Source organism: Candidatus Avelusimicrobium alvi (assembly GCF_958451995.1).
GTDB lineage: Bacteria > Elusimicrobiota > Elusimicrobia > Elusimicrobiales > Elusimicrobiaceae > Avelusimicrobium > Avelusimicrobium alvi.
This window is the reverse complement of record NZ_CAUDSG010000021.1, coordinates 16815-28083: the sequence shown is the minus strand read 5'-3', so window position 1 is coordinate 28083 and position 11269 is coordinate 16815. Positions and strand designations below refer to the sequence as shown.

Here is an 11269-nt window from a genome sequence, read left to right as displayed (position 1 = left end):
AATTGGGAATATCAACTTATATAAATAGGGGGATATATCCCGTGCAAAAAAGCCTCGGATTTACGCTTATAGAGTTATTAGTAGTCGTATTAATCATCGGTATTTTGGCCGCCGTGGCCCTGCCGCAGTATAATAAAACCGTCTATAAAGCGCGTATGAAAGAGGCGGAAGTAATTATGGACAGCATTTATAAAGGCGCTATTTTGTATCGCCTGTCCGAAGGCGCTTCTCCCCAGAAATTTGACGATATGACGCTGGGCCTGCCCGCCGGCTGTAAGCCCGGGTACGGTTACGGCATCGCCACATCCACCTGCCTGGATAAAATGACCTGCGGCAATGTGACATACTGCCTGACCAATTCCGCCGTGGTAACAAGTTTTCAGTTTAACGCGGGTTTCTGCTCGTACTGCCACTTTAACAAGCAGTATGACACGGGCCGGTTTATCTGCCGCGTATTAGCGTCCGAAATCAGCAAACCCTCTTACTTCTACCAGTATTGCAAGAGTATGGGCTACTCCATCGTGCAGGAAGGGTAACCCTTTTCCGTGCCTTGCGTGCGGTATCAAATTGCTATAATACCTGTAGAGGGGTATTTATGGCAAAACAAGAAACACCTAAAACCGTATACCGTTTTGGGGACGGGGTGTATTTGAACATCACCAACCGCTGCCCCAATCTGTGCGCCTTTTGCATTAAAACCAAGTGGCGGATGGATTTTCACGGGAATAATTTAAATCTGGAGGGGAACGAACCCTCCGCCAATGACGTTGTGGCCGCGCTGGACGCGGAATTGAAAAAAGCTCCGTTTAAAGAAGTTGTTTTCTGCGGATACGGCGAACCTACCATGCGCCTGGACGTGCTGTTGTTCACGGCGCAGACGCTGAAAGGCTGGATGGCGCAGGCCAAATATCCGCCTTTTAAAATCCGCCTAAACACCAACGGCCTGGGCAATCTGATTAATCATAAAAACATCGTGCCCGAATTGCGGCGCGTGGTGGATATCGTCAACGTCAGCCTCAATGCCGAAAATGCCGAAGTATGGCGCAAAATCGTCCGGCCCGCCGAAGGCTACGAAGACGGTTACGACGCCGTGCGCGAGTTTATCCGCCTGTGCGCGGCCGCGGGGTTTGACCGCGTGGTGGCCAGCTGCGTGGACCGGACGGGTGCCGACGCCGAAGCCGTCAAGAAAATAGCCGAAGCGGACGGCGCGCAATTCTATTTAAGGAGCTTTTTAGATGCCCAAGATTAAAAAACCCGGTGCGCTTTTTGTGCTGTTTTTGATTTTAATTTCGCTGGTACTCACGTGGTTTTTCGCCGCGTCGGAAGATTATTACGACTATGCGGCCGACACCATTGAAAGTTCCGCTTCCGTCGCGCCTTTAAATAAAGAGAGTCTTATTGCGCGCGCCCAACCCGTCCGCCAAGCATATGATACGGAAGTGAAATACCGCAAGTTCTTCCTGACCGCGCCCGGCGCGAAAAAGGTGGAACTGCTGGCCGATTTCAACCGCTGGGGCAAAGACCCCATCGTGCTCAAAGGCTACCGCAAAGGCTATTTTGAAACCTCGGTGGCGCTGACGGGCGGCGAATACAAATACGTATTTTCCGTGGACGGCAAAGAAGTGCCGGATCCCGTCAATCTGGACCGCCGGGAAGTGGACGGGCGCGAAATTTGCATCAAAACGGTGAAATAATGAAAACGGGTGAAATTTCTTCCCGCTCGCCCGAGGAAACGCTGGCCCTGGCCGGGCGTTTTGCGCGTGCGCTTAAAGGCGGGGAAATTGTTTTTCTGCGCGGGCCCATCGGCGCGGGCAAGACGGTGTTTGTAAAAGGCGTGGCGGCCGCTTTGGGGCTTAAAAGCTCTCCCACCAGCGCGAGTTTCAGCCTGATGAAAGAATACAAAAACAAACGGAACCGTTTGTTTCACATTGATTTGTTCCGCCTGGAAGAAGGCGAAGTGTTCAACCTGGGTTTTGAAGAAATGCTGGAAGACGAGCGCGCCGTTATTTTGGCCGAATGGCCGGACCCCATCCGCCATATGCTGCCGGCGGACCGGCTGGAAATGGATTTTATCTTAAAAGAAGGAGACGACCGCGTGATTCAACTGCACTCCTTCGGGCGCGTATCGGACGCCTTGTTGGAGGAATTATGCAAAGCCGCAAAAAACTGACTCTTGCGATGGATACTTCCGGCTCGCCTTTGCTGCTGGCCGTGGAGAAAGACGGGAAAGTTTTTGCCGCGCGCAAAAAAGGCGTCAAGCAGGAAAAACTGCTGTTCCCGGTATTAAACGCCGTGCTGGCCAAAGCGGGCGCGGAGCTGGGCGATATCGGCCGGATTTTTATCATCCGCGGGCCGGGGCGTTTTACGGGCATCCGCATTTCGCTTACGTTTGCGTCTATGATGAAGTATTTAAACCATACCGAGGTGCGCGGGACCACCGTGTTTGACGTTATCCGCTTTCAGGCCGCTTCGTCGCGCAAATTCGGCTCCTGGCAAAAACGCCATCCGCAGGGGGCGCTGGGCATCGTGCTGCACGCGTTTCGGGAAGAATACTTTTTGCAGATTTTTGACGGCGAAAATGCCGGCCCCGCGTGGCTTTCGCGCGAGGAACTGCTCGCGCGCCTGGCCGCTTATAAACAGCCGCTCTTTTTGGCCGGAAGCGATAAAGACGGCGCGCCGCTGGCGGGTCTGGTGGGTTCGGCTTATACGCTGGCGGACGCAAAGGACTGCAAGGTCCGGCCCGCCGCGCTGTTGGAAATGGCCAATAATCCGGCGTGGGAGCAAAACGCGCTGGAGCCGCTGTATTTAAAACCCGCCCGGTTTGAGCTGGTCAATCCCGTATGAAACTGCGCCCCGCCCTTCCTTTGGACGCGCCGCGGCTGGCTTTTATTGAAGCCGCCCAGCCGATGAGCGCGCACTGGGGCGAAAAGGGGCTGGCGGGGGAGATTGGCAACGCGTCGGCCTGCGTGTGGTGCTGGGAAGAGAACGGCGCGGTGCTCGGGTTTCTGTCGCTTCGGCTGGCGGCGGGATTTTGCGAGATTTTGAATTTGGCCGTTTTGCCCGAAGCCTGCCGCCGGGGCATTGGGTTTAGGTTATTGTCCCGCGCGCTGGCAGACGTGCGCGAACGCGGCGGCGAGCGGGTGACGCTGGAAGTAAACGTAAACAACCGCGCGGCCATTTCGCTCTACAGCAAGGCGGGGCTGAAAGAAATCGGGCGGCGCGAAAAGTTTTACGGCGGCAAAGACGACGCTTTAATTATGGGGGCCGATTTATGAAAAAATACCTGACGCTGGTTTTCTGCCTGGCTTTATCCCCCGCGTTTGCGCTTTCGCTTAACGACGAAAGCAAACGCGAAGCCCGCTTGTTTAACGATTTTTTAAAAGCCGTCTACGCCCAGCGCGCGGACGACCCGAAGGCGTTTTCGTATCTGGAAAAAGCGCTGGAGTCTGATCCTGATTCTAAATATCTCAAGCGGCTTTTGGTGTCCGAGGCGCTTGCCAATGAAAAACCCGAATGGGCGGACCCGTACGCCGGGTTTGTTTCTCAGGGGGAAAACGATTCGGACGACTGGATGGTGTACGCCGCTTACCAGTGGAAAAAGGGCAACCTCTCCGAAGCCGAAAAAGCCTACGAAAGCGCACTCGCCTTAGACCCCGACAATGTGCGCATCCTGTACCAGTATGTACTGCTTTTGTCCGTTACCAATTTGGATAAAGCCGTGGAAAAACTCCTGGCGCTGGCGGAAGATTACCCGGGCCTCACGCCCGCCGTGTATACCGAAGTGGGCTCTTTGTATTTACGCGCCCAAAATTTGCAGCAGGCGCTGGCGTATTACAACAAAGCCGTGGAAATGGCCCCGGACGACCCGGCCCCGCGTTTGGGCAGGGGCGAAGTGTACGAAAAATCTTCCCAGTATTTTTTAATGCTGCACGAATTTGAAGAACTGGAAAAAATGGGCTACGGCAACGCGGGCACGTTTTCGCGTATGGCTTCGGTGTTTTTGCTGGTGAAAGACCTGCCCAAAGCCGAAGAATACTTTTTAAAAGCCAAAGCCGACGACAACGGGGACGTTCCCTCCGCCTATTTCCTCGCGCTTATCGCCGAGCAGAAAGGCGATTATTCCCGCGCCGTCGGGTATTTGAAGGACTCGGCGGATTACGATAAATCTTCGGCCAAATGGCTGCAGGTGAGCTTTTATTTAAAGCGTTTAAACCGCCCCGAAGAAAGCTTGAAAACGCTGGCCGAGGCGTACCGGAAGTTTGACGGCAACGTGGAAATCGGCTATTTTTACGCGCTTGCGTTAAACGACGCAAAAGAATATAAAAAAGCCGCCAAGGTGCTGAAGAAAATTTTAGAATCCAACCCCGCTTATGAAGAGGCGCGCCTGCAGTACGCCTTTACGCTGGACAGCTTGAAAAAGTACAAGGAAATGGACGCGCAGCTGGAGCTTTTGCTGGAGAAAAACCCCAAAAACGCCGCGGCGTTAAACCTCTACGCCTATTCGCTTGCGGAGCGCAATTTGCGCCTGTTGGACGCGCAGGAATTTATTGCGCGCGCGCTGGCGGTAAACCCCGAAGAAAACGCGTTTATTGACACGCAGGCCTGGATTTATTTTAAACAGGGCAAGACCGAAGCCGCCGAAAACATTTTGTCCGCCGTGCCGGAAGAGGTCGTGGCCGCCAACCCGGATATCGCCTACCACCGGGGCGCAATTTGGTACGAGCGGGGCGATTTTGAACGCGCGCGCAAATACCTGGATATGGCGCGCGGCGAAATAAAAGAAGCCGCCAAACTGTATAAGAAACTGCCAAAATCCGCCCGGCAATAAGCACCTGTACGACAGCCTGCCGGAAGCACCGTTTGGAAGATATATAAGAAAGCCCCGCCGTTTTTCGGCGGGGCTTTTGCATGGAATGCAAGTTAATCTTCGGCGTAGACAAACAGAAAACCGCTTTTCATCTCCACGCCAAACGTTTTCCCGGTGGTGATATTGCTAAGCGTCAGCCCCGTGCCGCCCAGCTTCAGGCGCGCGTTTTTAAGCGGGTATTTCAGCCCTTTTAAAGTTACCCCGGTGCAGTTTTTAAGCGGAATCAGGCTCACGCGCGCACCGGGACGGCAGGCAAAGCGGCGGTTTTTTTGAACCGGATAAAAATTCCATCCCGGTCCCGCGAACGTGAGGTCCATTTTTTTGGCGTACGGATAAACCGATAAAAAATTGCCGAGCGTAAAATCCCACCGGCCGCCGGCAAAGCCCGTCAGCGTGCAGGCCTTGCAGCCGCGCTTGACCAGCCAGTCCAGCGCTTTTTCCAAATCCGTATTGTTTTGGTTGTCTACAAAAATCAGGTTTTCGGGGGACACGCGTTTTTTGGCGGCGGGGGAAACGGAATCCAAATCCCCGATGATAACGTCCGGCGTAAGCCCGCCGGCCAGCGCGCGGTCGGCCCCGCCGTCGGCGGCCAGAATAAGGTCGGCCCGGGCGGCCAGGGATTTTAAAAACGCGGCGTCCGGCGTTTCGCCGTTACCTATCAACAATGCGCGCAACATAGCCTTTCTCTCCTTTTCGGCATAACAGCAAAATAACCAGCCCCGCGGCTACGCCCGCGTAGAACGGGTCCACCGCCTGCAGGACTTCGTGCTTGGGGATAAACCGCCAGGCGGTCATCACCGCCGCGCTGGTGAGGGACGAAAACACGAACAGCCGGTCGCTGATGCGGCCCGGGGAGAGGTATCCCATCAAAATAGGCACCAGTAAACACGCCGAGAAATAAGACCCCAGCACCAGCCAGATTTCCTTAAAACTGCCGTGGAACATATGCGCCATGGCAATCGCCAACAGGCCCACGGCAAAGATGGAAATGCGGTTGGAAAGCACAATGTTTTTAAAGCGGTTGCGCAGCAGGTCAAAGCTCAGCGTATTGGACGCGATGAATAAAAAGGAGTTGAGCGTGGAGAGAATAATGGCCAGCACGCCCGCCACAAAAAAACCTCTTAGGCCAATGGGCAGGAGCTGGATGGAGTAGAAAAAATACGCCTGGCCCGGCTCGGCCTGCGGCAGAAGCGCGCGCGCATAGAGCGACCCGGCGGTGGTGCACAGGTCAAAACAAAACCAGATGAAGGTGGAAATCAGTACGCCTTTTTTAACGACGGAAGGGCTTTTGGCCGCAAAACAGCGCTGGTAAAAGCTGGGGTCAATCAGCGTAGACAGGGCGATAAACCCCCAAATAAGCGTGTTCATCCACGAATTGCCGCCCGTTAAAGTAAAGTGCGAGGCCGGCAGATTGGCTTTTAAAAACCCCAGCCCGCCAAAGGTGCCCACGGAAAACACGACCACCAGCAGCACCGCGCTGCACATGACAAAAAATTGCACCAGGTCCGAAAACACGACGGAGCGGAACCCGCCCCAGGCGCTGTACAGCCCCGTAAACAGCGTGCCGAGCGCCATACCCGGCAAAATGCCGATGCCGAACACCATGTGTAAAAACATTCCCAGGCTCAGCACATACGCCACGGGCGTAATATAGAAAAATGTAAACAGCGCGGCCACCTTGGCCGATTTGGGGCCGAACATCCGGTTCGTCAGGTCCGGCAGGGTGAGGGACTGGTATTTGGCTACTTTGTCCGCAATAAAAAACGCAAAAATCAAATACGCCACATACCAAAAAACGCCCTGGGTAACAAAGTTGTAAATGCCGTAGTTAAATGTGATTTCGTTTACGCCGAAAATACCGCCGTACCACGTGGCTACCAGGGTGGCCACGAACAGCGGCAGCGTCAGCTGCCGGCCCATCAGCAGGTAGTCCAGCACGCTCATCGGCTTTTCGCCCTGTTTTTTCTTGAGTCGCCGGTTGCCGTACACAGCCGCCGCGGCCGTGGCCGCGAGCACCGCAAAGAATACCCACCAGTCGGCGGCGTGAAAGTAGGAAACGGTTTTCAGTTCGTTTAACATAATTCCTCGCAGGGATTGCTGTAATGAAAAACCCCTTGGCGGGCCAAGGGGCTTAAATTTATTTTACCAAATATAATACGCCGGGATAAGAAGCAGCATGGAAAGCGTGATAAGTATTATCTCCAGCTTTAAAAACCACTTCACCCACATCGGGTACGATATCCCCGCCAGGGCCAGCGCGCCCATGGTAACCGGCGCGGTGGGGATAATCGGGTTGCCCCAGCCTTCGCCGAACTGGTACGCGAGGATAACCGTCTGGCGCGATACGTTGACCAGGTCCCCCAGCGGCACCATAATGGGCATCGTCAGCACCGCCTGGCCGGAGCCGGAGGCGATAAAGAAGTTCAGCACCGTCTGGATGACGAACATGGCCTGCGAAGCCAGAATCGGGTGCAGGCCGCCCACGCTTTGGGTCATGGCGTGCAGGAACGTGTCCAGAATGTGGCCGTTTGTGGCTACGATAACGATGGAGCGCGCCAGCGCCATCAGGATGCATACGCCCACCATGGATTTGGCGCCGTCAATAATGGCGTCGGTGGATTGGTCCAGCGTGAGTTTGCCGAAATACGCGCTGGCGATGGACACGCCCAGAAACACGGCCGCGATTTCAATCATATACCACTGGTAGCGGATGACGCCGTAAAACAGCACGGCCATACCCAGCGCAAACGCGGCGATAACCAACTTGTGCGCGCGGGTCAGGCGGAAGGAATCGTCCACCACTACGTCGTTGATGATTTTCAGTTCGGCGCGTTTTTCCAGGTCCATTTTATAGGTAAGGCTTTTGGTCGGGTTTTTGCGCACGCGCTCGCCGTACCAGGTAAAAAACCCCGCCACGACGGACGTGAAAATAAACCAAATCAGCAGGCGGTACTGCCAGCCCGAATACATCGGCAGCTGCGCGATGGTCTGCGCGATGCCTACGGTGAACGGGTTGACGAACGCCGACGAGAAGCCGGTAAACGCGCCGATGAACGGGATGGACATGCCGACTACGGTGTCATATCCCAAAGAGAGCGCGAGGGGGATAAAGATGGGGATAAAAATAAGCGTTTCTTCTTCCATCCCGAACATGGCCCCGCACAGGGAAAATAAAAACATACATACCGGAATAAACAGCTTCTTATATTGGGGCTTGTTGGCAAAGAAATAGCTGATTTTCTTAATCATCGTGTTGATGGCGCCCGTACGTTCAATAATCGTAAACAGGGCTCCCACCACCAGGATAAACGCGATGATTTCGGCGCACTGCGTGAAACCTTCTACGGGGGCGGCCAGAATGTCGCCGATGCTTTGCGGGTTTTTAGCCACGCTGTGATAGGATCCGGCCACCGCATAGGTGCGGCCGCCGTCTTCTACGCGTTCATACAGGCCGGAGGGGACGATCCACGTCAGCGCGGCCACGAACACCATAATGGAGAACACCAGAAAATAGGTGTTGCACAGCATTTTTTTCATTTAGTTTTGTTTTCCTCTTTTTCGTACGGCATGGTACGTCTTTTTTGTGCAGCGTTTGCATAAAAAACGTCCCGCCGGCTCAAACAAGGGCGCAGGGCCCAAAAATTGCGGCGGGACGCAAAAAATTATTGCCACTTCATCAAATACGGCGGAATGAGCAGCGCAAAAGACAAGAGATACATCACGATTAACAGCGGCAGCATCCATTTCAGCCATTTGGGGTACGCGATGCGCGCAAACCCGATGGCGGCGATGGTTACGGGGTCGGTCGGGATAATCATATTCATCCAGCTGCCGCCCAGTTGGAAAGCCAGCACCATCGTCTGGCGCGTAATGCCGATTAAATCGGCCAGCGGCGCCAGAATGGGCATCGTCAGCACGGCTTTGCCGGAGCCGGAGGGGATGAAAAAGTCAATCACCGTCTGGAGCATCATGGCCGCCCACGACGCGCACACCGGGTGCAGGTGTTTGATGGCGGAGGACATCCAGTCCAGCATCGTATCCAAAATATGGCCGTTGTTGGCGATAATGACAATGGCCTGCGCAAAGCACAGCAGCATGGCGATTTCGGCCATGCCGCGCACGCCGTCAAAGAACGCGTCGGTAAATTTCTGCATGCTCATTTTGCCTAAAAAGCCGCACACAAAGCCTACGCCCAGGAACAGCGCGGCGATTTCGGTAATGTACCATCCGCTTTCTTCCAGGTGCAGCATTTGCATCAGGTCAATGCCCCACATACCCTCAATCATGGAGCAAATCTGCGGTTTAAGCACGCCTGCAATCAGCGTTACCATCCCCAGGCCAAACGCGATTAACACCAGTTTTTGGCGGCGGGTGATGCGGGTTTCTTCTTTATTGAGTTTTAATTCTTTGCGTTTTTCAATGTCAAATTCGTAGGTTAAGCTTTTGGTCGGGTCTTTATGGATTTTGCGGGCATACACGCTCAGCCAGGTAATCACGACCGACGTGCAGATAATCCAGATAATAAAGCGGTAGCCGATACCCGAATACAGGGGCACCTGCGCGATGCCCTGCGCGATGCCTACGGTGAACGGGTTGGTAAACGCCGCCGCAAAGCCGACGCCCGCGCCGATAAACGGTATGGCGGTGCCGAGGGCGGAGTCGTACCCCAGCGAAAGCGCCAGCGGGATAAAAATGGGAATAAAGATTAAAGCTTCTTCGCACATCCCGAACGTGGCGCCGCAGAGGGAGAACACGATAATGCCCAGCGGAATGAACATAAAACGCAAATGCGGTTTGCGCTGGAAAAATCCGCTGGCGGCCTGAATGCCCGCCGCGATGGCGCCGGTTTTTTCCACCACGGCCAGCACGCCGCCGATAACCAGCAGGAAGACGATTACTTCCGCCGTTTTGGAAAAACCCTGAATGGGGGCTTTTAAAACGTCAAACAGGCCTTGGGGGTTGGCCGGAACGGGATGGTAAGTGCCGGCGACGACGACCTGGCGGCCGTCCACATCCATTTTGTCATATGCGCCGCTGGGCACCACCCAGGTCAGCGCCGCTACAACCGCCACGATGGAAAGAATGATGGCGAACGTGTTGAGCTTGATTTTGGACAGAATTCTAGACATTTCTTTTCTGTGTTTCCTCTGTGTTTTGTAAAATAAATAATAATTTAATATTTTACTAAATAACGCTTTTCCCCGGGTGGAATATTTTTGCGCCGCGTTTGTTTTTTGCCGGCGGCGCGGGTCCCGGAACGGGGCCCATTTTTCGGCTGGGCCCAACGGCCCTTGCATTGGAAGGCCGCCAAACGTTAAACTATAAAAGGCGGGTTCGGTTTTTCCCCAACGGCCCGCGCGGCTGTTTGCTGATTTTATCTGAAGGAGAATATATATGAGAATTTGGCTGGCGTGTGTTTGCTGTCTGCTGGTGGGCGCGTCTTCGGCGCAGGCCCAGTGGCTTAAAAATCTGGGCGGTTTGATGCGCGGTTTGCGCGGGGCGGAAGTCCAAGCGCTTACCATGACCCAAAAACGGGCGGCGGCCGCCGCGGTGCAGCGCGAAGTGGCGCTGGGCCGTATAGCGGCGGGCACGGTGCAGACCCATTCGCTTAAACGCATGCTGTATGGATATCATCTCACGGCGGCGCGCCATTTCCCGCAGCTGGCCGCCAAGCCGGCGGCGGAAGCCTCCAACGCGGTGGAGGAGCTGGTGCTTTCCCTGCCGGTATTTGTAAAAGAAGAAAATATTTTAATCTCCCAAATCCCCGGTATCCGCAAGCCGTATGACGTATATATCCAGGCTTTGATGACGGACTCCTGGGGCAACTGGCTGGAAAGCCGCACCGCGGCGGCGGATGCCGCCGTGCCCGTGCCCGCCGTTTCCCGCCGGGACTTAAAAAGCGCCCGCGCGCTGCATAAGGACATGACGGCCCGGTTTAATGAAATGTACGCCGCGCTTCCGGCGGAGGATAAAAATTTGTCCGCCCAGTTTTCCCGCGTGATGCTGAATATGGAGCAGGCCACAAACTGGGACGTGCAGACCATGGACAATTTACGGCATTACTTCGGTAATATCTTAAAACCTTATATTGAAAAACAGGCCGGGCTTACCCCCCGCGAATTGCTGCACGCGTACGATATTCTGGCCGTGGCCAATATGATGACGGAGCGTTTTAAAGTCCGCACGCAAAGAGGCCTGGCCACCGCGCCCATATTTTTGCTTAACGAGAGTTTGCAGCGGGTGTCTCGCCTGGTACATACCGGGCTGCCGCCGGCCTCGGGTTCCGCCCGGGAAAATTTCCTGCGGCGCTGGTACCAAAACCTGGCCAAATAATGCGCTTTCCGTAAAAAGGGCCCCGCGGGGCCCTTTTTCATGCCCTTTGCGCCGCCGTATTTTATATAC

Annotated in this window: 12 protein-coding genes; 8 read left to right on the top strand and 4 right to left on the bottom strand. The window is 54.7% G+C overall.

Annotated features, from left to right (window positions below; genetic code table 11):
- The first annotated feature begins 41 nt into the window (after positions 1-41).
- From ACQY36_RS05235 to ACQY36_RS05205, 7 genes are read left to right on the top strand one after another with little or no spacing between them, the layout of a single operon-like run.
- Entirely contained in the window at positions 42-536 is a 495-nt protein-coding gene (locus ACQY36_RS05235) for a type IV pilin protein (RefSeq protein ID WP_428078168.1), read from the top strand.
- A 59-nt stretch (positions 537-595) separates the two neighbouring features.
- Positions 596-1249 carry a TatD family nuclease-associated radical SAM protein gene (locus tag ACQY36_RS05230; protein WP_428078166.1) on the top strand — a complete coding sequence of 218 codons (654 nt, stop codon included), beginning with the start codon at positions 596-598 and terminating at the stop codon, positions 1247-1249.
- Positions 1236-1694 (top strand): hypothetical protein, encoded by a 459-nt coding sequence (locus ACQY36_RS05225; RefSeq protein ID WP_428056347.1) that lies wholly within the window; start codon positions 1236-1238, stop codon positions 1692-1694. Before ACQY36_RS05230 ends, ACQY36_RS05225 begins: the two co-directional genes overlap by 14 nt.
- Positions 1694-2170 carry a tRNA (adenosine(37)-N6)-threonylcarbamoyltransferase complex ATPase subunit type 1 TsaE gene (tsaE, locus tag ACQY36_RS05220; RefSeq protein ID WP_428078164.1) on the top strand — a complete coding sequence of 159 codons (477 nt, stop codon included), beginning with the start codon at positions 1694-1696 and terminating at the stop codon, positions 2168-2170. The genes ACQY36_RS05225 and tsaE overlap by 1 nt, the downstream gene beginning before the upstream one ends.
- The gene (gene tsaB, locus ACQY36_RS05215) at positions 2149-2844 is read left to right on the top strand and encodes a tRNA (adenosine(37)-N6)-threonylcarbamoyltransferase complex dimerization subunit type 1 TsaB (RefSeq protein WP_428078162.1); all 696 of its coding nucleotides are present in this window, start codon (positions 2149-2151) and stop codon (positions 2842-2844) included. The genes tsaE and tsaB overlap by 22 nt, the downstream gene beginning before the upstream one ends.
- Positions 2841-3275 (top strand): GNAT family N-acetyltransferase, encoded by a 435-nt coding sequence (locus ACQY36_RS05210; protein WP_428056353.1) that lies wholly within the window; start codon positions 2841-2843, stop codon positions 3273-3275. The genes tsaB and ACQY36_RS05210 overlap by 4 nt, the downstream gene beginning before the upstream one ends.
- Positions 3272-4828: a tetratricopeptide repeat protein gene (locus tag ACQY36_RS05205; protein ID WP_428078160.1), complete on the top strand. Its 1557-nt coding sequence runs from the start codon at positions 3272-3274 to the stop codon at positions 4826-4828. Before ACQY36_RS05210 ends, ACQY36_RS05205 begins: the two co-directional genes overlap by 4 nt.
- 92 nt (positions 4829-4920) lie before the next feature.
- Here the strand turns inward: ACQY36_RS05205 and ACQY36_RS05200 are convergent, their stop codons facing one another.
- The 4 genes from ACQY36_RS05200 to ACQY36_RS05185 form a co-directional block, all read right to left on the bottom strand.
- Complete coding sequence (locus ACQY36_RS05200; protein WP_428071264.1) at positions 4921-5544, bottom strand: thiamine diphosphokinase; 624 nt, start codon at positions 5542-5544, stop codon at positions 4921-4923.
- Positions 5519-6946 (bottom strand): sodium:solute symporter family protein, encoded by a 1428-nt coding sequence (locus ACQY36_RS05195; RefSeq protein WP_428078158.1) that lies wholly within the window; start codon positions 6944-6946, stop codon positions 5519-5521. The genes ACQY36_RS05200 and ACQY36_RS05195 overlap by 26 nt, the downstream gene beginning before the upstream one ends.
- A 63-nt stretch (positions 6947-7009) precedes the next feature.
- Entirely contained in the window at positions 7010-8404 is a 1395-nt protein-coding gene (locus ACQY36_RS05190; RefSeq protein ID WP_428056362.1) for a YfcC family protein, read from the bottom strand.
- 125 nt (positions 8405-8529) lie between these two features.
- Positions 8530-9996 carry a YfcC family protein gene (locus ACQY36_RS05185; RefSeq protein ID WP_428078156.1) on the bottom strand — a complete coding sequence of 489 codons (1467 nt, stop codon included), beginning with the start codon at positions 9994-9996 and terminating at the stop codon, positions 8530-8532.
- A 265-nt stretch (positions 9997-10261) separates the two neighbouring features.
- Between ACQY36_RS05185 and ACQY36_RS05180 the strand changes: the two genes are divergently transcribed.
- Positions 10262-11200, top strand: a complete 939-nt coding sequence (locus ACQY36_RS05180; protein ID WP_428078154.1) for a hypothetical protein — start codon at positions 10262-10264, stop codon at positions 11198-11200.
- Positions 11201-11269: the final 69 nt, after the last annotated feature.

What these genes read in the sequence shown, in the direction of transcription:
- ACQY36_RS05190 (WP_428056362.1), bottom strand. Translation starts at nt 8,404, where the DNA reads ATGAAAAAAATGCTGTGCAACACCTATTTTCTGGTGTTCTCCATTATG.
- tsaE (WP_428078164.1), top strand. Translation starts at nt 1,694, where the DNA reads ATGAAAACGGGTGAAATTTCTTCCCGCTCGCCCGAGGAAACGCTGGCC.
- ACQY36_RS05210 (WP_428056353.1), top strand. Translation starts at nt 2,841, where the DNA reads ATGAAACTGCGCCCCGCCCTTCCTTTGGACGCGCCGCGGCTGGCTTTT.
- ACQY36_RS05180 (WP_428078154.1), top strand. Translation starts at nt 10,262, where the DNA reads ATGAGAATTTGGCTGGCGTGTGTTTGCTGTCTGCTGGTGGGCGCGTCT.
- ACQY36_RS05185 (WP_428078156.1), bottom strand. Translation starts at nt 9,996, where the DNA reads ATGTCTAGAATTCTGTCCAAAATCAAGCTCAACACGTTCGCCATCATT.
- ACQY36_RS05230 (WP_428078166.1), top strand. Translation starts at nt 596, where the DNA reads ATGGCAAAACAAGAAACACCTAAAACCGTATACCGTTTTGGGGACGGG.
- ACQY36_RS05200 (WP_428071264.1), bottom strand. Translation starts at nt 5,544, where the DNA reads ATGTTGCGCGCATTGTTGATAGGTAACGGCGAAACGCCGGACGCCGCG.
- ACQY36_RS05225 (WP_428056347.1), top strand. Translation starts at nt 1,236, where the DNA reads ATGCCCAAGATTAAAAAACCCGGTGCGCTTTTTGTGCTGTTTTTGATT.
- ACQY36_RS05195 (WP_428078158.1), bottom strand. Translation starts at nt 6,946, where the DNA reads ATGTTAAACGAACTGAAAACCGTTTCCTACTTTCACGCCGCCGACTGG.
- ACQY36_RS05205 (WP_428078160.1), top strand. Translation starts at nt 3,272, where the DNA reads ATGAAAAAATACCTGACGCTGGTTTTCTGCCTGGCTTTATCCCCCGCG.
- tsaB (WP_428078162.1), top strand. Translation starts at nt 2,149, where the DNA reads ATGCAAAGCCGCAAAAAACTGACTCTTGCGATGGATACTTCCGGCTCG.